This window comes from Embleya sp. NPDC020630, from assembly GCF_044334985.1.
Taxonomy (GTDB): domain Bacteria; phylum Actinomycetota; class Actinomycetes; order Streptomycetales; family Streptomycetaceae; genus Embleya.
This window is the reverse complement of the sequence record NZ_JBIRUB010000019.1, coordinates 1-23,746: the sequence shown is the minus strand read 5'-3', so window position 1 is coordinate 23,746 and position 23,746 is coordinate 1. Positions and strand designations below refer to the sequence as shown.

At 71.1% G+C, this 23,746-nt stretch carries 15 protein-coding genes; all 15 read left to right on the top strand.

Annotated features, from left to right (window positions below):
- Positions 1–425 precede the first annotated feature (425 nt).
- A complete protein-coding gene (locus tag ACH4XV_RS38645; protein WP_395797599.1) occupies positions 426–1,070 on the top strand; it encodes a tetratricopeptide repeat protein in 645 nt (214 codons plus the stop codon).
- An 879-nt stretch (positions 1,071–1,949) separates the two neighbouring features.
- A complete protein-coding gene (locus tag ACH4XV_RS38640) occupies positions 1,950–3,119 on the top strand; it encodes a ComEC/Rec2 family competence protein (protein WP_395797597.1) in 1,170 nt (389 codons plus the stop codon).
- Positions 3,120–3,137: 18 nt separating this feature from the next.
- The gene (locus ACH4XV_RS38635; RefSeq protein ID WP_395797595.1) at positions 3,138–7,469 is read left to right on the top strand and encodes a DUF6603 domain-containing protein; all 4,332 of its coding nucleotides are present in this window, start codon (positions 3,138–3,140) and stop codon (positions 7,467–7,469) included.
- Between the two features lie 7 nt (positions 7,470–7,476).
- Positions 7,477–9,741: a hypothetical protein gene (locus tag ACH4XV_RS38630; RefSeq protein ID WP_395797593.1), complete on the top strand. Its 2,265-nt coding sequence runs from the start codon at positions 7,477–7,479 to the stop codon at positions 9,739–9,741.
- Entirely contained in the window at positions 9,738–13,970 is a 4,233-nt protein-coding gene (locus ACH4XV_RS38625) for a discoidin domain-containing protein (protein ID WP_395797591.1), read from the top strand. The genes ACH4XV_RS38630 and ACH4XV_RS38625 overlap by 4 nt, the downstream gene beginning before the upstream one ends.
- Entirely contained in the window at positions 13,967–14,476 is a 510-nt protein-coding gene (locus ACH4XV_RS38620; protein ID WP_395797589.1) for a hypothetical protein, read from the top strand. The genes ACH4XV_RS38625 and ACH4XV_RS38620 overlap by 4 nt, the downstream gene beginning before the upstream one ends.
- A complete protein-coding gene (locus ACH4XV_RS38615; RefSeq protein ID WP_395797587.1) occupies positions 14,473–15,951 on the top strand; it encodes a hypothetical protein in 1,479 nt (492 codons plus the stop codon). Before ACH4XV_RS38620 ends, ACH4XV_RS38615 begins: the two co-directional genes overlap by 4 nt.
- Positions 15,952–16,675: 724 nt before the next feature.
- Positions 16,676–18,874: an MMPL family transporter gene (locus tag ACH4XV_RS38610; RefSeq protein WP_395797585.1), complete on the top strand. Its 2,199-nt coding sequence runs from the start codon at positions 16,676–16,678 to the stop codon at positions 18,872–18,874.
- Between the two features lie 120 nt (positions 18,875–18,994).
- A complete protein-coding gene (locus tag ACH4XV_RS38605) occupies positions 18,995–19,171 on the top strand; it encodes a hypothetical protein (protein WP_395797583.1) in 177 nt (58 codons plus the stop codon).
- Between the two features lie 223 nt (positions 19,172–19,394).
- Positions 19,395–19,808 carry a hypothetical protein gene (locus ACH4XV_RS38600; RefSeq protein ID WP_395797581.1) on the top strand — a complete coding sequence of 138 codons (414 nt, stop codon included), beginning with the start codon at positions 19,395–19,397 and terminating at the stop codon, positions 19,806–19,808.
- Positions 19,690–19,992 carry a hypothetical protein gene (locus tag ACH4XV_RS38595; protein WP_395797816.1) on the top strand — a complete coding sequence of 101 codons (303 nt, stop codon included), beginning with the start codon at positions 19,690–19,692 and terminating at the stop codon, positions 19,990–19,992. The genes ACH4XV_RS38600 and ACH4XV_RS38595 overlap by 119 nt, the downstream gene beginning before the upstream one ends.
- Before the next feature lie 279 nt (positions 19,993–20,271).
- Positions 20,272–20,844: a hypothetical protein gene (locus tag ACH4XV_RS38590; protein ID WP_395797579.1), complete on the top strand. Its 573-nt coding sequence runs from the start codon at positions 20,272–20,274 to the stop codon at positions 20,842–20,844.
- Positions 20,845–20,848: 4 nt separating this feature from the next.
- Positions 20,849–21,688: a hypothetical protein gene (locus tag ACH4XV_RS38585; protein WP_395797578.1), complete on the top strand. Its 840-nt coding sequence runs from the start codon at positions 20,849–20,851 to the stop codon at positions 21,686–21,688.
- On the top strand, positions 21,682–23,406 hold the full coding sequence (locus ACH4XV_RS38580; RefSeq protein WP_395797576.1) for a prenyltransferase/squalene oxidase repeat-containing protein: 1,725 nt from the start codon (positions 21,682–21,684) through the stop codon (positions 23,404–23,406). The genes ACH4XV_RS38585 and ACH4XV_RS38580 overlap by 7 nt, the downstream gene beginning before the upstream one ends.
- A gap of 68 nt (positions 23,407–23,474) precedes the next feature.
- Positions 23,475–23,746: inositol monophosphatase family protein (locus ACH4XV_RS38575; RefSeq protein WP_395797574.1), on the top strand; the 272-nt coding region annotated here is incomplete at its 3' end.

The window sequence follows — 23,746 nt, the reverse complement described above, 5'->3', positions numbered from 1 at the left end:
CGGGACCGCCAGTCGAGGCGCTGCGGGCGCTCGACCCGTACGTGGCCACGAGGTGGTGGAGGGCGGGCCGAGGTGCTGGAGGGGTGGGGGAAGGCCGAGGAGCCGATCGCGCCGGTGCGCCCGCACGCCGAGGGCGGGGGTTCGCCGGAGCCGGCGTTCTGTGCCCGTCTGCTCGCCCGCCACGCTCGCGCCGACGAGGCGTTCTGGATGCTCGCTCCGCACGTCGCGGAGTGGATCCCCGCGGCGGCGCTGGTCGACGTCGCCGCGGTCGCCGGTCGCGACGAGGACGCCGCCGACCTGCTGACCGCCCGCATCCGGGCGGTGCGCGACTGTGGCCGCTGCGGCTCACCGTCGTGCGGTGGCCGTGGCGTTACCCATGGAACGCGGTCGAACTACTCGCCGGGATCCGTAAGCGCCTGGGCCGTGTGGACGACGCCGTCGCCCTCCTGCGCACCCGGGAGTCCACGTCGGTCGGCAACCGCGACGCGCTCGCCGACCTGCTCGCGCGGCACGGCCGGTTCGAGGAACTGCGCGCCTATGCGAGGGTCGAAAGCCACGGCCACGCGGCGGCGCGTCTGGTGGAGTGGCTCGAGGAACGCGGCGACGTGGAAGGCGCGATCACGGTGCTGCGGGCTCGCGTCGACGCGCGGGCCGGCTTCTTTCACCCCGAGGTGCACCTCGCGCAATTCCTGGAGCGGCACGGCCGCGTGGAGGAGGCGATCGCGGTGATGCGGGCCCTGGTCGACGCCGGCCCGGAGGACTGGACCGTGTCCATGCTGTGCACCCTGTACGCCGACCACGGCCGGGCCCGGGAGGGCTTGGCCCATCTCGACGTCCTGATCCCGGGGCAGCAGGACTGGGAGTTCTTCGCCGGCCGGATCGCCCTGCCGGCCGCATGCGGGCTGCACGAGGACGCGATCGCCCAGGCCCGCGCAGACCCCGAGGGAGACAGCTCGTACGCGGCGTGGACCATCGCCGAGGTGCTCGCCGACGCCGGCCGGCCCGAGGAGGCCGTGACCGAGCTCGAACGGCACCCCACCGCCAACCCGGAGTTCCGGCCCGGTATCTGATCGACCTCGGCCGCATCGAGGAAGCCGTGGCGCACCTGCGACGGCCCCGCCCCAGGCCGGCCTGGCCGGCTGCGACCGGTGGCACGGACACACCCCCATTCTGAACGTCGGTGGAGCGTGACATCCGGCGCGCGATCGTCACGTCGGCGGCGCCCTGACCGCGTTCACGCGCCGATCGAGCCGTGCATTGGGTCCGTCGCTCAGCGGCGCCGGGTGGGCTGCGGCGGTACAACCCGGGGCTTGGATACCGCGGGCCACAACGATCGCTTTCCCCTGGAAACACCCGAGATTGCCGCGGCGTGGATGCCGGAGTTCGAACGCAGGCGCGGCGCCTGCACGATCTCGGGCCGGCCAACCCCGAGGCTCCTGCCTGGGGGACTGGAGGCGAGGCCGGGCATCGCCTTCCCCCGGCGGCGGCAAGGGGTTCGTCGACGCGGTAGGGCCGTGCCGGCTGAACTCCAGCGCGCGGCGAACGCCTCGTCGACGGCGGTGTCGGCGCGTTCGCCGGTGGGCAGGAAGGCGAGAACCTTGGACACCGGCGGGTGATGGGGAGGATCCGGCCATCGCATGGCGAGATATCGCTTTGTGGTACCGAGTGATTGCGAAGTGTGATCTGATCGGGGCCTGGCAGAGCCGTAAACAGTGTCAGGTCACGTGCGTAGAGGGCGAGGGGGCGTCTCGTGCCGTTGTCCGTGGTGGATTCGCTCGTCGGTCATCCGATGCGGAGGGGACTTCGTCCCGCGCCCGGATAGGGCCCGACTCCCGAGGCGCGCCCGGCCGTCGTGACCCCAGCCGCACCGCCCGGCCGCCGGGTCGCCCGGTCGACCTGTTGTCCAGCCACTCCGCTGCCTTGCACATCCGAGATGTCTGGAGTCTGCGATGGCCATTCCCGTGCCACCCGGCCCCCACGCGAGGGTGATCTTCGTCGGTGTCGGTCAGGGCGACTGCACCCTGATCATCTTCCCCGACCCACCGCACGGCACCGGCGAGGTGGTGTTGATCGACTGCGGCTCCACCAAGGGCGCACGCTGCCTGATCACCACCCCCACGCAGGAGGTCGTGGACGCCCTCACCAATGTCAAGCGCCTCCTCGCCACCTTCGTGCCGAGGAAAACGATCGACTACCTGTTCATCTCGCACGCCGACGAGGACCACTACAACCTGCTGGTGCGCGCGCTCGACGGATTCACGGTGAAGTCCGCCTACTACACCGGGGTGCTGGAGGACTACCAGAACGGTCGCGACAAGTCCGGCGGTCTACCGAACGCCACCTACCGGTGGCTCCAGGCCAACGGCGCGCAACCACTGCCCAATTCCCTCGCGTTCAGCGGACCCCCGGCCGGCGGGGGCACCGGCGTGCCCTGGCAGTACGGTCAGCCGATCGTGCGCCTGGGCACCGACGAAGGGCTCTACGCCGTGGCGGCCAACGCCACCGGCACCTACGCGACGCGCAAGGCGAAGTGGGAGAAGTTCCTGGCCCCGGCAACGGATCCGCACGAGAAAACACGCCTGCGGAAGGAACTCGAACGCTACGACCCGAACCCGGACAGCGCGGTGCTGGCGCTGGTCTACAAGAAGGCCGTCATGGTGTTCGCCGCGGACTCGACGGTGGTCACCGAGGACTTCATCCTCGCCAACTGGGCACCCCGGCTGCCCTCGGCGAACGTCACCCTCAAGATGGGGCACCACGGCAGCGACACCTCCTCCCGCGAGCGCTGGATCAAGCTGATCAAACCGCAGCGGCTCACCGTCAGTTCCGGGACCAAGTCCTTCAACGGCTCGGGTATCCCCAAGATCAGCCACCTGGAACAGGTGAAAACGTGGTCCGGCGTCGTCCAGCCCGCCGAACCGCACGAGTACACCTACTTCGACGACCGGGCCGCGCCGAACCCGTCGTTCCTGGTCGATCAAACCGACCGGGCCGTGTTCACCTCGCAGTTGATGGTCAACCCGGACTGGACGTCCACGACACCGGACGACGAGCGCTTCATCTGCGGCACATGGCACCTGACGCTCGACGCCGCCGGCAACGTCATGATCGGCTACTGAGACCCGGGGGACAACGCCATGGCGCTGACCACAGACGAACTCCGGCGCAGGTTTCCCACGATCGGCGGCGACTTCCGCCTGACCGCCGCGGAACTGGCCGTGCCGGGCACGGAAGACCTCTTCGGCACCTACCTGGGCGGCCCGCTGGCCGTGACCGGGGTCACCGCCGTCGACCCGGAACACCTCACCCTCTCCGGGGCGGTGACCGTGCCCGGCCTGACCCCGGGCGCCGCGGCGACGGTCACCTTCACCGCGAACACGACGGCATCGCCGCCGGTGGTGGCCGGTCTGACCGTCGACGTCACCCTGACCACCGCGCCGGACCCGGGCGAGTGGAAGATCGACCTCCCCTACCTCCGGCTCGAAGCCGGCTTCCTGCGCGCCTACGGCTTCGACCGACTGTTGTTGGTGTTGTCCGCCGAACCCGGCGCCGACGACGCGGTGTCCACAGTCGCGACCGTGGGCGGCGACCTGCCGTTCGCCGCCGCCGGGGAAGCGGCGCTGCGGTTGCGCACGCTCGTGCAGACCGGCCCGGCCGCCAGTACGTACACATTGCACGGCGCGTTCGCCGGAGTGGGCTTCACCACCCTCGGCGACCTCGGCCAACTCGTCCCGGGAGTACCCGGCGGCCGCTTCGTGCTGCCCGACCTGCCCGGCCTGCCGCTCCCGGCCACGCTCGAACTCCTGGAATTGAGCGTCGTTTTCACCCCCGACGCGCAGCGCGCGGCGGCCGGTCTCGATCCCGTGCTCGGCGCGTCGGTACGGGTGGGCCTCCCGGCCCGCTGGGACCTGATCCCCGGCGTGTTCGACGTCGAGGAGATCGACGTCGAGTTCGGCATCGCGTCCCCGCGCAGCACCGGGGCGAACGTGCACGCCCGGCTCGGTGGCGTCCTGCGCATCGGTGACGCCTTCGTCGGCGTGTCCGTCTCCGTGCCCGAACTCGACCTCACCGCCGAGCTGCTCCAACCGCTCCCGCTCGCCGACGTGCTCGCCCTCTTCGTACCCGGCGCCCAGATCCCCACCGGGACGGTCGAGGCGTTCGGGGCGTGGCTCGACGCGCGGTCGAAGGACTTCGGCGTCGAACTGGACCTGGCGGGCGACTGGGAGATCGGCGACGTCTTCGCGCTCACCGGCATCACGCTGTCCGTCGAGGGCACCGGGACCGCCGGCCGCACCGTCGGGCTGAGCGCCGAGGCCGCCGTCGGTGGGACCCGGCTGAGCATCGCGGCCCGCTACGACAACGGTCTGTGGCGATTCTCCGGCATCGCCAACGACCTGGTCCCCGCCGACCTGTTCGCCCTCTTCGACGTGCCACCACCCGCGCTGCTCGCCGACCTGACGGTACGTGAAACCAGCGTCTCGTTCGACAGCGGCGGCCGGGAATTCGACCTCGGCTGCTCCTGCGCCTTCCCCCTCGGCGATGCCGACGCCGTGCTCGACCTGACCGCCCGGCTGACGCGTCGGGCAGCCGGCGGGTACGACAAGAACGTCGCCGGCACGCTGACCGTGCAGGTCCCCGACGGGCACGACGACCCGCGCACGCTGGTCTTCGCCGTCGAGTACCACGAACAGGGCCCGGCGGCGACGATCACCGGGACGTGGCACGCGGACGAAGGTGTCGCGCTGACCGACCTGGTGGCCGCGCTCGGCATCGAACTGCCCCATCTGCCCGACGTGTTGCGGCCCGTGCTCACCACACTGTCGGTGCGGTACGAGTCCGCGACGGGCCGGGTGCTGCTGACCGCCTCGACCGAACACACGGGCTGGGTCTACGCCGCCCGCCCCGGCACCGGTCCGGGCGCACCCCGGGTGCACGCGGCGGCGGTGCGCGCCCGGCTCGGGGCACGCGCCTCGGACCTGCCGCTGGTCGGCGAGGCGATCCCGCCCGGCGCGGACCTCGTCGTCGACGGCATCGCCTTCACCTCCACACCCACCGGCTGGGACGCGCCGCAGGCCGCCGCGATCAACGACGCGTTGCATCGGATCGACTCCGGCCGCGAACGTCGACTGCCGCGTTTCGCCGGCGGCACCGCGGCCGGGCCCGGCTTCGCCGTACAGATCGAGCTGAGCATCGGCGGGGTGGCGCAGGACCCGCTGCTGCTGCCGATCACCACCGGCCCCGCCGGCACGCTCGCGGCCGCCGCCCGAACCCCGCTCACGGTGCACGCGGCACCGGCCGACACGGGCGCGCGCGACCTCGACCTGACCTTCGGGGCGGTGCGCATCTCGCGGATCGGCGTCGGCCTCGCGGACGGGCGCATCCTCGTCGCGCTGGACGCCGTGCTGTCGGTGGGCCCGGTCCGGCTCGTGCTGATGGGCCTCGGCCTGGGCATCGACGGGGAGTTGACCGTCTCGCCCCGACTGCGCGGCGCCGGCGTGCAGTTGGACCAACCGCCGCTGCGGATCAGCGGCATGGTCGAGCGCCGCACCGGCTCGGAGGTCGCCCCCGGCCTGACCGAACAGTTCGTCGGACTCGCCTCCATCGAGACCGGATTCTTCGCCCTGCACGCCGCCGGCTCGTACGCCAAGGCCGTCGACGGCTGGTCGTCGATGTTCTTGTTCGGCGAACTCTCCGGCGGCGAGCGGGGGTTGTTCGGCCCGCCCCCGTTCCGGGTGATCGCCCTCTCGCTCGGCTTCGGCGTCAACAGCACCGTCCGCACCCCGACCATCACGGACGTCGGCACCTTCCCGCTGGTCAACCGCCTGGACGGGAGCGGCAGCGGCGACACCCCGGAACAGGTGCTGGAGAAACTCGCCGGTCCCGGCGGCTGGATCACCCCGCGCGAGGGCCGGTACTGGGGCGCGGGCGGCATCGAGTTCAGCTCGTTCGAGTTCATCCGCTCCCGGGCGCTGCTCCTGGTCGAGGGCGGCGAACAGTGGAAGGTGCTGCTGATCGGGCGCACCACGATCGACCTGCCGCGCAACAAGGCCGCCGCCAAACCGATCGCCCGCGTCGTGATCGACCTGGCCATCGGATACCACCACGACCACGGCCTGTTCTCGATGGACGCCGTCATCGCGCCCGGCTCCTACGTCATCGACCCTGCGGCCGAACTCACCGGCGGCTTGTCCCTGTACATCTGGGGCAAGGACCGCACCGCCGTCGGCGGCGGCAAGGGCTTCGTGTTCACCCTGGGCGGCTACCACCCGCGGTTCAAACGACCCGCGTACTACCCCAATCCGCCACGTGTGGGCTGGCGTTGGGCGATCGGGCCGGTGGCCATCCGGGGCCAGGTGTACGCGGCGCTCACCGACGGGGCTTTCATGGCCGGCGGCGAGTTGTCCGCGAACTACGACAAGGGACACGGCATCAAGCTGCAAGCCTGGTTCACCGCCTGGCTGGACGCGCTCGTGCAATGGAAACCCTTCTACTTCGACCTGTCCATGGGCCTGAGCATCGGCGTCGCGGCCACCGTCAAGGTGTTGTTCATCCGCGTGCGGGTCTCCCTGTCGGTCGGGGTGTCGCTGGACCTGTGGGGGCCGCCGATCGGCGGCCGGGCCCGGATCAAGGTCTGGTTCATCGGCTTCACCATCGGCTTCGGTACCGACCGCGCCGGCGTACCGGCAATCGAATGGCCCGAGTTCGCCGTGCAGTTGCCCGCGCCGCTGTCGATCGCCCCGCTGGCCGGACTGCTGGTCGACGTCGACCCGCAGGAGACCGCGAGCCGGTCCGCGGCGGGGGAGCCACTGCTGGTCTCCGGTGACGGATTCACCGTACGCACCGAGTCCGCCGTGCCCGCGAGCCGTATCACCCTCAACGGCAAGACCTTCGCCGGCAGCGCGGACGACACCATCGACATCCGGCCGATGGGCGCCAAGGGACAGGGCGTGGTCTCCGAACACCACGTCACGCTCGAGCGGTTCGACACCGAGTACACCCCCACCGGATGGCGCGTCACCGTGCACCGGCAGGACATGCCCAAGGGCATGTGGGGCGCGCCACTGGGCAAGCCCACGGACGTGCTCGACGGCGACGGCCTGCTCACCGACCGCCCGGCCGGCCTCACCTTCGAGATCCCCGAACCCGAACTGGGCCCCGCCGTCGGCTGGGTCGACGGCAAGGCACTGAAGGCCGACGGACTCCCGGACGCCGAGATCCCACGACTGGGCGCGCACCCGGAGGGGCCGCCGTCGATCCCCGACGACGAGGGCGAGGGCAGTATCCGCGCCATCGTCGACCCGGACACCGGCATCGCCGCGCCCACCACCGCCGAACGCCGCGCCTCGGTACACGCCGCCCTGGCCGCGCTCGGCCTCGCCCCCGGCACCGACGAACCGCCGACCCGCTACGCCGACCTCGCCAGGAGCACGTTCACCACCGCGCCCATGACCACCACAGCCGAGAGGTGAACCGACGTTGAGCGGTACCGAAGACCTCCTCGTCGCCTTCCACGACTACCGTCGCCCGCTCGCCCCCGCCGGCGTCTACACACTCACGGCGGAGCACCACCTGACCAAGGGCGGCAACCGGGTCGACGCGAACCCGGCCATCCCGACCACCACGCGGCAGTTCGAGATCCGCGCGGTCCGGTTCGTGCTCGACCCGGCGTCCGTGCACGCCCACTACCCCGCCGAGGGCGCCGCGGGCGACTTCCGCCGTACCCTGCCGCACATCACGCTGGACCGCTCCATCCTGCCCTGGGAACGGCTGATCAAGGGCCGCGCCGTACCCGAACAGGCGCCCTGGCCGGCGCTGATGGTCTTCCGCGCGGGCGAACTGCCCGACGACCCCGAGGGAATGGGCCGCACCACCACCCGTACCGTCGCCGAACTGCGCGACCCCGGCGCCGGCATCCTCGGCCCCGACCTCAGCGACGAGGGCATCACCCCGGGCGTCGCGGCGAGCCGCTGCCAGAGCATCGACGTGCCCGCCGCGCTGTTCACCGCGCTCGTACCGCGCGAGGAGGAACTGCACTACCTCGCCCACGTCCGCAACGTCGCCACCAAGCCGCAACTCCTGGACGACGGCGAGATCCCGACCGAGGGACAGTACGCCGTCCTGGCCGCCAACCGGCTCCCCCGGCACACCGGCACCTACACCGCGCACCTGGTCTCCCTGGAGGGCTTCGACGGCAGGCTCGACCCCGGCCGACTGGGCGCCGGCATCCGGTTCGTGCGGCTGTGCGTACTGCACTCGTGGACGTTCACCAGCGACCCGGCCGGCACCCGCGACGCCGCCGCGCTGCTGGGCAACCTCGTCGCACCCGCCCGCACCGACCGGGAGAACCTGGCGCTGCGCCTGCGCCCGAACGGCGAGGTCGCGGCCCGGTCCACCGGGGACGCCGAGGACTACACCCGCCGCCGACTGCACCTGGGCTACACCCCGGTGCCGTACCGGCTGCTGTCCGGGGAGACCACCTACGGCTGGTACCGCGGCCCGTTCGTCCCCGTGATCGCCGCCGAGACCCGCGACTTCGCCCGGGATACGCCCAAGACCACCGCCGACCACGCGTTGATCTACGAACCCGAACACGGCCTGTTCGACGTCTCCTACGCCGCCGCCTGGACCCTCGGCCGCACCCTGGCGCTGAGTGACCCCGACTACAGCGAGGAGATCACCCGCGCCCGGCGCGAACTCGCCAACACCGCGGCGACCGTGATGGCCCGAGCCGCGGCCGGCCGGGCGCTCGCCGACGGCGACCCGGACGGGCGGACCCTGCGCGAGTTGGCCGATCCCGGCTTCGCCGCCCGCCTGCTCGACGCACTCGGCCGCCCGCCGGCCACGCCCGACCGGGCGGCCCCGACGCCGACGCGGCGCCGGCGTACCCGCCCGACCCGGCAGGGCACCCGCGCCGCGCTCGCGGCCGAAGCCGCGACGGCGGCCCTGACCGCGGCCGCCGAACGACACACCCGCACGCTGCCGGCCTGGCTGGACGAACTGACCCTGCTCCGCCGCGTACCGTTCAACTACCTCGTCCCACACCCCGCGATGCTCCCCCCGGAATCGATACGGCTCTTCCGCATCGACGAGAACTGGATCGAGGCACTGCTCGCGGGCGCGCGCGACGTCGGCGTACACAGCTCCCTCGACGCCCTCGTCGACACCGCGCTCACCGCCGCCGTCGACCAGCGCCGCACCCGTACCCGTACCGGGGCGGCCGGCCGCGCCGGACTGCTGATCCGCTCCGAACTCGTGCAAGCCTGGCCGGTGTTCGACCTCATCGCGAGCATCGCCGGCGCCGACGTCGGCGAACTGCGCCGCGACCACGTCGCCCCCGACACCCTGCTGGTGCTCCTGGACGCCGTCCCCGACGAGATCGTCATCCGCGAACCCGGCCAGGGCATCCACTTCGGCGTCGACAGCAAGGAGGGGCCGGGCGACAACAGCGTGGTCAACCTGCGCGACCACCGGCCCGGTGACAACCTCGGCCACCCGCTGCGCCGCAACTACCCCGCCGAGGGCGGCCTGCTCACCCGCCACCTGCGCCTGCCGCACGAGGGCGACGTCCCGCAGGTGCTCGCGCTGCGCGGCGACCGGGGCCTGGTACCCGCGCTCGCCGCCGGGCTCGACCCCGCGCTGCGCGACCTCGCGCCGGGCGAGTTCGCCCTGCAACTCGTCAACGCCCCCGTCGAGCAACGCCTGACCCTCGACCCCGCGCCGGAACGGGAGAGCGCCCGATGACCGACACCGATCCGACGATCGGCAGCGCCTCGACGACCGACACCGACCTGATCGTCCCCGTCGAGGTCCACGCGCTCCTCGCCACGCGTGACGTGGCCGCGTACGACGACTTTCGTCGCTGGAGCCCGCGCTACCCGTGGACCTTCGCCGAGGAGTTCCGCAGCAACGCCGAACCGCCCGTCCAGTACGCCGAGGGCAACCCCGAAGAGGGCATCCATGTCCAGTGGCAGTTGCCCGAGGCGCTGAGCACCGGCGTGATCGACGCCGCCACCGGCGTCAGCAAGTTCCCGCTGGTGCCGAACCGTTGGCTCGTGGTGCGCTACGCCGAGGTGCGGGGCACGCTGAAGGCCGCCGGGTTCCTGGTCCACTCCGACTACCTGGAGAAGGCCGACGGCGGGCCCGTCGAGTCGGCCTTCACCCCGTTCGTGGACCCCGCCTCCCCCAAGGAGCGGCCCCGCGCCGACTACATCGGCCGGGTGCATACGCTGAGCGAGGGACCCTGGCGCGAACCGGCCGCCCGGACGTTGTTCCTCACCGCCATCGGCAGCGGACTGCCCGCGTTCGCGGCGTTCGCGCCGTACCACGAGAACGTGTTCCTCTTCCACGACACCCTCGCCGACCTGAAGGCCAACGACAACTACCCCCCGCCGTGCACCGTGAGCTACCAGGTGATCGGCTGGTACAGCCGGGACGAAGCCGACATCCTCGCCACCGCCGGCGACATCGCCGGCCTGCTGCCCCCCGACGCCGACCCCGACGACCCGGCGGATGTACTCCGGGCGCTGGGCTGGGCCGCGCCCGACGGCATGCCGAGCACGATCACCCGCACCCTGTACGCCGGCACCGCCCTCGGCATCCCCTGGGACCGCGAGGGTGGACACCCCGAATCCGACCGGCCCGCGAGCGGAAACGTCAACGTCGCCATCGGCCACAGCACCGCCGACGCCGTCGCCGCGCTCGCCGCGCAGCCGACCGGTGACACCGACCTCGCCGACCGGGTCCGCGCCCTGTTCCACGGCAACCCCGACGAACTCGACCACCCCGACGGGAAGGTCTCCCTGGACGAGATCACCCGCCGGTCGTGGTTCAGCGGACACGACGGCGGCGCCCGCTGGCAGGTGGTCAACCGACCCGGCGAACAGGCCGACAACCAGGCCCCGCCGCCCGCGCAACCGGGCTGGATCGCGGATCTCAACGTCGACCAGGACGACTACGACCGGGCCGGCCACAACCTCGCCGCCGCGCAGTGGCGGCTCTGGCGCCTGTGGTGGTTGCGCCACCTGCCCGAGAACCGCCGCCCGCTCGACTTCGACCTCGACGAGAGCGCCTGGGACGCGCGCATCCGGGACGCCGGCACGCGGGTGACGGACTGCCGGGCCGAAGTCGAACGGCTCGCGCCCAAGGTCCCGCACGGGCTCACTCCCGAAGCGCTCCAGGCCGCGATCGATGGCCACGCGGAAACCCGCGAACTGCCCGCCGAGTTGGAGCTGAAGCGCACACCTCGGCAGAGCTTCCACAGCCCCGCCGACCCCGTCCTCGCGCTCACCGGCTCGGGTACGTCACAACCGCTCGGCCGGGACGAGGACGACCCGCTGCCGTGCCGGCTGCCGTCCCGGCTGCTGACCCGGGTGAAGATCAACGGCACTTGGGCGGACGTCTCCGGCACCCCGCTGCTGCCCGTCAACACCCCCGAAGTTCCGGGCGGCATCGGGGCGTTGGTGGCGGAGTTCGCGCTGCTCGACCGGGCCGTACGCACCCCGGCGACCGGTGGCGAGCCCGCGCTCACGGCGCTGCACGCCGTCGTCGCCGACCCGGACGCCAACTCCGTGGGTCCGTGGCCCGAATACACCGGGGTGTGGCGGCAACCCTGGCTGCCGCTCTACCTCCAGTGGGAGGTCAAGTATTGCGCCACCCCGTACCGGAGTCCGGACGCCACCCTCAACTGGGAGTTCGGCCCCGGTCGCGACGGCGACCCCGAACCCGACATCCACCGTTACCGCTGGCAGGGTACGAACGCGGCCGAGGGCGACGGGGACGGCGGCCGACGGTGGACCGCCTTCGGCGCGCGTGCCTTCGTCACCCCTTCCACCCGCTACGTACTGCGCGAGCAGGCGCGCCGACTCGCCGACCACGCGCCGCCGGAGCTTGCCCGGCAACTACGGGACATGCGCGAGGAGTTGGAGACCCTGGATGTGCTCTCCCAGAGCCTCGACGGCTTCCACGACTGGCTCCTCCAGCAGGACGGCGCCGCCCAGGCCGTCACCGACGCGTCCGTCCTGGCCCTGGCCGGGGAGACCAACCACGTGCCCGACGGCGCGGAGGGTCATGGCACGCGGCGTTTCCAGCCGGTACGGGCCGGCCAGTTCCACTTCATCGAACTGATCGTCGTCGACCGCTTCGGCCGGGTGTGCTCGCTGGTGCAGCCGGTCGGCAGCCAGCCCATCCACTTTCCGCTCGTGCGGGCGGAGAGCGTGGTGCCGGATCGCGATCTGTTCCTCGACCCGCCCGGTCCGCAGCGCTTCGTGCAACTGCCGCCCCGGATCGGACAACCGGCTCGGGTGCGGCTGGATCCCGTGCCGCTGCGGGTCGACGAGCCGCCCGCGGAGGTGGATGGGGCCGGAACCGGGGCCGTCGAGGTCGCGGGATCGGCCGGCGCCGAGACTCCGGTGGCCGGGTGGCTGCTGGTCAACCACCTCGACCGGACCCTCCTGGCGTATGGCCCCGACGGGGAGCCGTTGGGCGAACTGCGGGTGGTCCGCGACGTCGACAACATCCGTACCACCGCCTGGAATACGCTTCCGCACGCGCCGTTCCGGCACCCGGACGACGACGACTTCGCCGCCGCCTACCCGCACCTCGCGGCCTTCGCGCGCGGCCTGCTCCGCCACCAGCCGGCGGCGTTCGAGGCACTGACCGAGACGATCGACACCGCGCTCGACCACATCGTCGAGCCCGCGCCCGACGAGGACCGGTCCCCGGCGCGGTTGATCGGTCGCCCCATCGCACTCGTCCGGGCCCGGCTCAACCTGGATCTGATGGGTGAGCCGCTGAGCGACCCGAGTTGGAAACGTGCGCTCGTGCCGGCGGGCGAGCCCTACCCCGACGAGAGCGAGTACCCCGACTACCGCGACTACCCGGACTATCGCTGGACCGTGCGCCTGGGCGATCCCGACCGGCTCTCCGACGGGCTCATCGGCTACTTCGCCGCCGACGACCACGACCTGCGCACCCGGTACCACCGCTTCCACGCCGTCGACCCGAGCGGTCCGGCCAACACGTACGTCACGGCGATCGACACCGGCGCCCACCTCACCGTGCCGGCTCGGCCCGCCGATCGTCCCGCCACCCACCACCTGACCCTGCTGGCCTGCCCGCACACCGCCGTGCACGCCACCACCGACATCCTGCCCGTCGCCGAGGTCGGGGTGGACGCCGACACCACGCATCGGGCCCTGGCCCGGATCCGCGCCTCGTTCCGGCTCAATCCCCTGCTCGCCCCCGACCGCTTCGGCCCGCCCATCGCCTCGGCCTCCGCCGAGGCCGGCGCCGGGCATCCCGCCGCCGCGATGGCCGACGGCGACCCGAGTACCTCCTACGAGAGCGCCGAACCGCCGGTCGCCGGCGACTGGGTCGGCCTCGACCTGCACGTGGAGCGGGAGGTGGCGGGCGTCGACATCCTCCTCGGCAGGGCCGACGGCAGTGGTATTCCGGCGGCGACCGAACTGGAGGCATCGGCGGATGGCGAGCAGTGGACCGTGTTGCGGGGCTACGGCCGGGTGACCGAGATCCACCACGATGTGGAACCCCCGCTCGCCGGACGCTTCCTGCGGCTGCGCCACACCGGTGTTGCCGACGAGCCGTATGCGGTCCGGGAGTTCGGCGTGCGGGCCGAGCCGCCGGACAGCTCCCTCGTGATGCCCCGTCCCGCCGCCTGGCACGGCGAGTGGACCTGGGCCGAGCCGATCGTGGTGGACGGCACGGCCGACGGCGCGGCACTGCCGGACTGGGACGAGCACGTCATCCACAACGCGGACCCGTTGTCCCACCCCGACGCGCCCTTGCCGGTGGCCCGTTCGGGCTACCTCCAACTGCAACCGGCCGGGTCGGTGCGCAGGCGCGGTGCGGCGCCGGGCGGCGGGGGTTCGCCGGCTCCGACGGTGGCCCCGACGGCCGCACCGGTCGCCCCGGTCGCCCCGGTCGCCCCGGTCGAGGAAGGAAGTGCTTCGTGACCAGCCCCGATTCGGCGCTGCTGCTCCCGTACCGCCTGGAGCACACCCCGGCGCCGGCCACCCGACCCGCGGAGACGGCCCTCCACCGCGTCCGGCTCACCGTGGGCGACGACCCGGAGGGCCGCACCGCCTGGCCGGTGCGGTGCGCGCGGATCGCCCTCGCGCTCCCTATCGCCCACGACGCGGTCGTACGGACCGGCGAACCCGTGATCCTGCGCACCCGACTGGACGTGCGACGCGGCCCCGGGCGCGGCCGACAGTGGTTGGTCGAAACCGGCACCACCGACCCGACCACCACCCTCCTCACCCTCACCCCCGCCGAACCGGCCGGTTTCGACGGCAGTTGGACCCTCACCCTCATCCTCGACATCAGCACCCCGCTCGGCACCCTGAGCCGGATCACCGAGGACACCGCGCCGGGTGACGGCTCCCCGCGGCGCCGCGCCGGGAACACCACTCTCACCACCGCCACCGCCACGCCGTCCGAGAAAGTTGGAGAGCCGTGACCACCGCCGCCCTTCCCATGCTGCTCCCGCCCGCCATGGTGCCCGAGCCGGGGACGCCGAACGTCTCGACGTTCGCCAAACCGGAGTACGCCAAACTGACCCTCACCTACGGCAAGGTGAAGTCGGGCGGCACCTGGCCCGTGCACTGCAAGTGGTTCAAGGTCCGGATCCCGACCGGCCGTCAGGCATCCGCGCTGACCAGCGAACCGGGGCTGATCAAGTACGAGTTGACCGTCCCCGCCGGCAAGCGGCAGTGGACCGTGGACCGCGACACCCGCGACCCGAACCAGGTGATCTTCACGTGTTCGCCGCCGCCGGACGAGCCCGCCGCGTTCGACGGAACCTGGAGCGTCGTCCTGGAGTTGTGGGGCATCGAGGTCAACGGCGGTGTCGGCCCGGTCGACATCGTCTGGGAGGAATCGACGTCGACCACCGGAGCGACCGGCCGCTTCGAGGAGCGCGAGGGCCGAGGCGAAGTGCGCAAGCGCGACGACTCGTTCTACCTGCACAGCTTCCGACCGGCCAGCGTCGCCATCGCCCGCAACACCAAGGCCACCCTCCTGTGGGACGGCACCCCACACGCGACGTACACCATGTACTACCGCAAGCCGGACGGCACCCAGGGCTCCGCCCCGGCGAGCAACGGCAGTTGGACCTCCCCGGTGGCCCTGGTCGACGACTCCAGCTTCACCCTCGAAGCCAAGATGGGCAACGAAGTCCGCTACCTCACCACATACATCAAGGTCAACACCCCGGACATCGCCGTCACCAGCGTGGCGGCCCCGACCACCGCAGGCACCATCGCCGTCAAGAACACGCTGGCGCTCGAGGGCAAGGCCGGGCTGACCATCCCGCAGAACGGCGGCCAGATCACCGTCTTCGGCGCACTCACCGCGAAGGCCGGCCCGGCGGCAACCACGGGCGAACTCACGGCCAACGGCCCGCTCACCACGAACGGCACCATCACGGCCAAGGGCAACGTCACCATCGAGTCGGGCAAGTCCCTGACCGTCAACGGCAACGTCACCGTCGACCCCGGCGCCAACGGATACATCTGGCTCAAGACGGGCCGCCTCGACATCAAGGACACGGCCAACATGAACGTCTACGGCACCCTCGCCGTCATCAAGGTCAAGTCCACGATCAACGGCGCCTTCACGGTCGAGAACAGCATCAGCCAGACGGCGGGTTCGATCAGCACGACCGGCAACATCACCGCAGGCGGCCACCGGGTGCTTCGGGCGAATGACACGCTGCGCTTCGTCAGCCACACAAACAGGCACCTCGAGGAGAGAGCAGGGGGTTCGCAGGAGTACCTGCCCGTCGAAACCTGCAAGACCCTCTACTCGAACTCGTACTGGAAGACGATCCACGTCTCCTCGTCCCGCGCAGCCGAAGAAACACCCGAGAACGGCCGGGAACCCGTGGACATCGAGCAGGAGAAGGAGATGCCGACCGCCGACACGGAGACCTGACCCGCCGGGGTCGGAGGATACGACGCGGGCCCGTCGGGATGGCCCGACGGGCCCGGAAGACGCCGTACGGTCAGGCGCGTTGCCGCTCGATGACCGTCCTCGGCGCGGCGAGCGGTTGGTCTCGGTCGCGATACAGACCGGTTGCTCGGCTGCGGCCGTGTCGGCGGTGTGCAGCCACAGGGTTCCGCCGCCCCGGTCCTCCCGAACGGGCTGGGCGAGGCGGTCGGGTACGTGCGACCCGAGGACGAAGCCGACGGGATCGAACGGGCCGGCGACCACGTCGTCCCAGGGATGCGCCGCACCCCGGCGGTGACCTGGATCCGCTCGTAGGGGCCCGCGTCGGGGTGCCCGAGGGTGCCGTCGCCGGAGTGCCCGCCGTCGTCCCACTGCATCACCGGTGCACGATCCGAGTACACCGCCGCCCGCCACGCGCCCCGGCTTCGGGGAGGGGGTGTCGAGGTGGGTCAGGACGGCGTAGTCGCCGCTGTTCCAGTGGCGGCGGGTCCATTCGGGGCCGTCGATGCCCGACCGGTTCCTCGGTGTGGCGAGCCCTCGGGTGGTTGGGGTTGTCGGCGCGTCGGCGGGGTTTCGTTGTATCGAAGAGGACAAAATAGGGCGAGATTATTGGGTTTTGCATGTTCTTGTGCGTCTTTGTGGTCGCGGGTCGCCGCGTGGTACTTCGTGTGCCGGTTGCGGCCTGTCGATAGGTGCGGAGGGAAGCGGCTTGTCCACCTATCTGTTCCGGCTGGGGAAATGGGCGTTTCGGCGTCGGCGGTGGGTCGTGGGATTCTGGCTCGCCGTCGCGGTGGCCGCCATCGTCCTGGCCATGGTCAGCGGTGGCCAGACCAACGACAGCTTCACCATCCCGGGTACCGAGTCGCAGCGGACGACGGACCTGTTGGAGCAGAAGTTGCCGGCGCTCGGCGGCGCGCAGACCCAGGTGGTGTTCGCTGTGAAGAGCCCGGCCAAGGTTACCGACCAGGGCCCTCGCGCCGGCATCGAGGCGGCCGTCGCGCAATTGCGGACCGTGCCGCAAGTGGCCTCCGTGTCGGACCCGTTCACCGATCAGGGGGTCGCGCCCGACCAGCAGGTCGCGTTGGGCTGGGTGCAGTACACGGCGCAGCCGGCGGACGTCGAGGATTCCACCCTGGACAAACTCGAGGATGCCGTGGCGCCGGCCGAGCAGGCCGGTGTCCAGGTCGAGTACTCGGGCAGTGTGTATCCGGGCTGGCGGATCACCCCCTCCGAACTGCCCGAGCTGATCGGGCTGGCGATCGCGCTGATCATCCTGCTGATCACCTTCGGCGCGGTGGTCGCCGCCGGCGTGCCGATCGTCAACGCGATCATCGGCGTGGTGATCGCGCTGATGGGGGTGACCGCGCTCGCGTCGGTGGTGGACATCGCGTCGGCGTCCACGACGGTGGCACTGATGCTCGGTCTGTCCTGCGGGATCGACTACGGGCTGTTCATCCTGTTCCGGCACCGCAACAACCTGATCGCCGGCATGACGCCGGAGGAGTCCGCGTCGCTGGCCTTGGGCACCGCCGGGAGTTCGGTCGTCTTCGCCGGGCTCACCGTGATCATCGCCCTGTGCGGGCTGGCCGTCGTGGGCATCCCGTTCCTGACCCTGATGGGACTGTGCGCGGCGGCGGCGGTGTCGGTCGCGCTGCTGATCGCGCTCACCCTGCTGCCGGCGATCCTGGGCTTCGCCGGTCCCAAGGTCGCCAAGTTCATCGACACCCGGCTGCGACCCGGGCACCACGAGGAGGTCGCGCGGATCACCGCGACCGAGCCGGCCCGGACGTTCGGCGCGACCTGGGCGCGCTTCGTGGTGCGTTTCCGGATCCCGGTCCTGGTCCTCGGCGTCGGCCTGTTGCTCGTGCTGGCGATCCCGGCGGCGAGCATGGACCTGGGGCTGCCCAGCGCCGCGTCGCAGCCCGAGTCCTCCACCCAGCGCAAGGCGTACGACCTGACCGCGGAGAGCTTCGGGCCCGGCTTCAACGGGCCCCTCCTGGTGGTCGCCGACGGACCCGTCGACCAGAGCGGCGTGCAGACGTTGGTGAACGCGCTGCGGCAACAACCGGACGTCGCGGCGGCGGGTCCGCTCGCCGTGAACAACGAGGTGGCCGTGGTGCGGGTGATCCCGACCACCGGACCCAACTCCGACACCACCGCCGACCTGGTGCACCACATCCGGGACAACCGCGCGGCGATCGAGAACGGCGTCGGCGCGCCGATCCTGGTCGGCGGCAGCACCGCCTCCAACATCGACGTGTCCACGAAACTCTCCGACGCGCTGCCGGTGTTCCTGCTGGTGGTGGTGGGGCTGGCCTTCGTGCTGCTGACCTTCGCGTTTCGGACCATCCTGGTGCCGATCAAGTCGATCCTCGGCTTCCTGCTGTCGATCGGCGCGGCCTTCGGCGCGGAGGTCGCGATGTTCCAGTGGGGCTGGGGCCAGGACATCTTCGACATCACCCCCACCGAGACGATCAGCTTCCTGCCGATCCTGATGCTCGCGATCATCTTCGGCCTGTCCAGCGACTACGAGGTGTTCGTCGTCTCGCGGATCAAGGAGGACTACACCACCACGGGCGATGCCCGAGGCGCGGTCGCGCGCGGCACCGGGTTGTCGGCGCGGGTGGTGACGGCGGCGGCGCTGATCATGTTCTCGATCTTCGTGGCGTTCATGTTCACCGACGACCCGACCATCAAGGTGATCGGCTTCAGCTTCGCGGTCGGTGTCTTCCTGGACGCCTTCGTGGTCCGGCTCACCCTGGTCCCGGCGACGATGGCGATCGTCCGGGCCAAACTCTGGTACCACCCGCAGTGGTTCGCGAAATACGTCCCCGACCCGGACATCGAGGGCAAACGCCTGGAGGAACGGCTGGCCGGCCCGGCGCCGACGGGCGGCGCGGGGCACTGAGGCGGATTCGGTCGAGGACGAACTGAGGTCCGGGAGGACATCCTGATCGCGCGTCGGGACGGCGATCCGGAGGCCTCGGTCGCGCTGGTCGGCCCCTGGCGGACCCGACTCCAGCGTCTGTTGCGCGAACAGCTCGCGCTGGCGGACGAGTTGCAGCGGGTACTGGACGAGACGCCGCTGCCCGCGCTGAGCGACGACGAACAGGGGGCCATCCGGTCGATCGTGGTGCACGCGAGGGTTTCCGATCAGGGGCGCGTCAACGTGGCCGGGCGAGACCGGCACATCCACGAAAAGTGACTACGCCCGATCCTACGGAGGCGAATGTTCCCCGATCCGCCCCGGACGACGGGGACGACGCTGGGGGCAGCAGGCTCCGACACGGGCCCGCCCCCGGGCGTGGGCATCACCGCCTCCGGCGCTTCCCACGTCAACGTGGCGTTCGGGGATCAGCACATCCACTCGCGTTCAGCCCCGACGGCCGCGTGCCGGCCGCCCGCGGCTCGCACAACAGTACCCAGCTGTGGATCATGACGAACCCCGATCCCTGACCGGACACACGGACATCGTCCGGGCATCCGGCTTCAGCCCCGACGGCCGTACGGTGGACACCACCGGCGGCGACCGCACCATGCGACTGTGGAACCTGTCCGCGTCGCTGACCGGTCACTCCGAACAGATGCGGGCCGTCGCGTTCGATCGCGCGAGTGACACGCTGGTGGCGACCGGAGGAGACGGCCGGGTGAGTTCGTGGAACATCGCGAAAACGTTCGAAACGTTACAAAGGCCGTCTTCAACCCCCCGGCAAGACTCTCGCCATGGGCAGCGAGAACATGCTGTTGCTGTGGGACGTCACCGACCCGGACCACCCGAGGGCACGCACGCCCCCGCCGGCCGCACACAACCGGTTCGTGAAAGGGGTCGCCTTCGATCGTAGCGGCGATCTGGTGGCCACCGCGAACAACGCCGGCGTGGTCCAGCTGTGGGTCGTCACCGCCAAGGCGGCCATCCGGCGGATCTGCACCGAGACCGCCCCGCCCGCCGACCTACTGCCGCGGCCCCCGGACCTGACGTCGCCGGAGCCGCTCCGCGTCCCCCTGGACACCCCACCGTGCCCGTGACCGGCCACCGGCCGAGCCGACACGCACCGTCCCCGCGTCTTCCCCCGCAAGATCGGGGTCAGTGCGGACGATCGCAGCCGTCAGAGGTGCCCCGTTCGACGCTCGCCATGGGCCGGGGAGTCGATCGCTCGACGGCCGGTCGAAGTTCGCCCGTCGAGTGGGGCCGGGCGGCCTCGTCGGCGGCCGTTTGCCCACCGACCGGGGCCGCGCGCTTCCGGCGGACGGGCAATATCCGGCAAAGGGGATCCACGGCGCGTGGCCGGTCGCTATCATCGAGTGATGGTGCGGCCGACCAACGCGGTGCCCGAGGACGGCGCCGAGGAGCGGCCGGCCGTGTGTCGTCGCCGTCCGGGGGGAGACGCGGTGCTCGTCGAGATTGAGCGCAAGTTCCTGTTGGCCGCCTCGGGGAGCCTTCGGCACCCGGTCCTCGCCGCCGCGGAACGGGTGAACCTCGAACAGATCTACCTCGAAGTGAGCGCCCACGCGGAGGAGCGAATCAGGCGCAAGGAGGGCAAGGAGGCGGTTCACTATGCCCACACCATCCTGAGGCCGTTGCGCCCCGGAGTGCGCGAGATCGAAGAGGTGGAGATCACCGGCGATCAGTACGACGAATTGCGTGAACGCCGTGATCCCGGTCGACGACCCGTGACGAAGGAACGCTGGTTCTTCACATGGCGTGGCCAGTTGTTCGAGCTCGACGACATCCGCGAACCCGCTTCCCGCGCCTGTCGCATCCTGGAGATCCAACTCGCCGACGAACGGCAAGAGGTGCTCCTGCCGGATTTCCTGCGCATAGATCGGGAAGTCACCGGAGTTCCGCAGTTCTCGAACGCCGACATCGCGCGAGGGTGAAGTCGTGGTCTCCGCCATGCATCCCGCGGCTTCGGTCGCCAACCTCGCCGAACAGGAGGAGATGCACGCGTGCGGCCGCCGGGGCGCCCTGGCCGACGCGCTCGCTCCGTTCGAGCAGCGACGAGTCGTCGGCGAACTCCTGCGGACGATCCTTGCGAGCGAGTCCGGATTGGCCGCCGTCGCGGCGAAGTCGTACCGCCATCCGAACGGATTCTCGAAAGTCGTCCTCGCCTCGGGTCCGCATCACCAGTTGCGATTGCACATCTGGTGGATGCGAGAGGCGACCCGGCACGACACCGCCAATGTGCACAATCACCGTTGGGACTTCTCCTCGTTGTTGCTCACCGGAGGCTACCGCTACCAGCAGTTCGTTCCCCTGGATCCGGTGATGTCGGCCGCGGTCGCGCCCGGAGCCGGACCGGGGATCGAACCAGAGGCCGAACGGGCGAGCGAACCAGGATTCGAACGAGGTCCCGAACCGGGGCAACCGTTCCACGCCTACGCGTACCACTCCGCCGACGACTCCTCCTCGTACTCGCTGATCCCCCGAGGCACGCGCCGACTGCTGTGCGTCTTCGACGCCGACCTGGCGGCCGGCACCAAGTACGAACTCTCGGCCGACGTGCTGCACCGGGTGCTGGGCGACCCGTCACGCACGACCGCGAGCCTGGTCCTTCAGGGACGGGACCGCCGTGCGAGCGTCGACGTCTTCGCTCGGAGCAGCCTGCGGGCCGGCCCGGCGATCGCGCTCACGCCGTTCTCGCCGCGCTGCCTGGCCCGCCAACTGACCTTCCTGCTGAAGCATTTGGAGGGAGTCGAATTCTCGGAGGACGCCTCATGTTGACCCGGGTCGACCTGATCCTGCTCGCCCCGGACGGCGACTGGTTCGTGTTCCGAGCCGACGGATCCCGTCTGGGGTACGTGCGGCTGGACCTCACCGCCACCGGCGCGGACCGCACGATCGGTTTCGACGAACTCGTCCAAAACCACGCGTCGAGGATTCTGGGGGTGGACGTCTCGTACGTGGGCCTGGTCGCGTGCGAACGTGTCGACGACACGGTGGTGCTCGTCGCGGTCGCCACCGTCCGGCCGGCCCAGGTCACACTCCCCGGCGACCGGCAGTTGCGGGTGTTGAGCTTCGCGGACGCGGCAGGTCGGGGGACCGACATCGACCACGCGGCCCACCTGGTCACGGCACGCGACTGGTGCCGGGCGGCCGGCTCGGCCACCGACCTGACGATGTCGATCCAGCGCGCGTTCGCGATGTCCGTCGCCTACCTGGACAGCCACCTGTCGATCGAGAACGGCCAGTGGGGATGGAACCAGTACCAGGACGGCCGATCCATCGGCGTGTTGTCCACCGCCGAAGCCCTGCTCGCGCACATCTACGCCGGGGCCCAAGGGGAATTCGTCACCCGACCGGCGCAAACGCTCGAGGCCGTACAAAATCCGGACGGCGGTTGGCGGGTGCGCAGTTCGCTGATCGGCGGCCAGAGCAGCCTGTCGATCATCGAGAGCACCGCCGCGTCACTGATGGCCCTGCGCGAGGCCGGCCGTTCGGCCGCGGATCCCACGATCGCCCGGGGGATCGCCTGGTTGGAGGCTCGGCAACGGACGGACGGCGGTTGGTCGTCGTCGCCGGCGGACGACCAGTCGATGGTCTTTCCGACCACTGTCGCGGTTCGGGCCCTGGCCGGTTTCGGCCGGATGGACGCCATGACCAGAGGCGTTTCCTGGTTGCGCCACGCACAGTGCCCCAACGGCGGCTGGGGCGCGTCCGCACGCGCCACCGACAGCAACGGGACCCCCTCCGCCGCGTACACGGGCTACGCGATCGTCGCCCTGCTCGCCGCCCAGTCGCCGGCCACCGACCCGGCCGTGGTCGCCGGCTGCGACCACTTGATCGAGACGTTCGACGCCTTCAAGGACGAGCCGTGGGAGTCGACCACGGCCAACACCTCCGTCGACCCCTCCCGTTCGATCCGCATGGACTACCGGCACTTCGGCACGCCATGGGCGTTGACGGCGCTGAGCCTCGCGGGACACGGCCTCGACGAGGCGATCATGCTGGACGGAGTCCGTCGGTTGCTCGCGCTGCAACAGGCCAACGGTACGTGGAAGTGCAGTGTCACGGCCCCCGAATCCCCACCCGTGTGGGCCACGCACGACGCGGTTCTGGCCCTGCGTACCGTGTTGCGGGCCGGCACCCGCGACCTCGTACCGGTCGCCGTCGCCCGATATGTCGAACGCGACCGTCGCGCGACGCTGGCCTGTCTCGCCCACCAAAGCGCCTGGATCTCCGGACACCCGGCCGCGCCGGCCGATGGCCGCAGTCGATGGTCGACCGCGTTGTTGTCCACGCTCGCGGTCGCGGGCGCGGCCCTGATCCTCTGGCAGGGAGGCGTGTTCGCACAATTGGGGTCGAGTTCCTCGGCCCGACAGGCGTGGGCTGCGGTGGCGAGCATCGTGCTGCCGGTCGTCAGCGCCACCATTCCCGCCATCGTCGCCGAGGAACATCGCCTCAGACGTGGTGGCAACACGGCCGGACCCAGGACGGAATGAGCATGGGCCCCGAACCCGGCGGAGCCCGGACGAGCGACCTCGGGCCGGGTCGGGACCCGCTTCCGCCCATGGCCCGCGAGTCGGCGGTCGCCCGCGAAGCGGCGCGGGAAGCCGGGCGGGCCTTGCGTGAGCGGTTCGGGTCACGCTCGATCACCGCGCACAAGGGCCTCAACGACGTCCAGTTGGAAGCCGACCTCGCCGCCCAGCGCATCATTGTTCGGCATCTGCTCGAAGCCTTCCCGCACCATGGCGTGGTGGCCGAGGAGGAGCCGTACACCCACTGGTCGGATCAGCCGTTCGTCTGGGCGGTGGATCCGCTCGACGGAACCAACAACTTCGG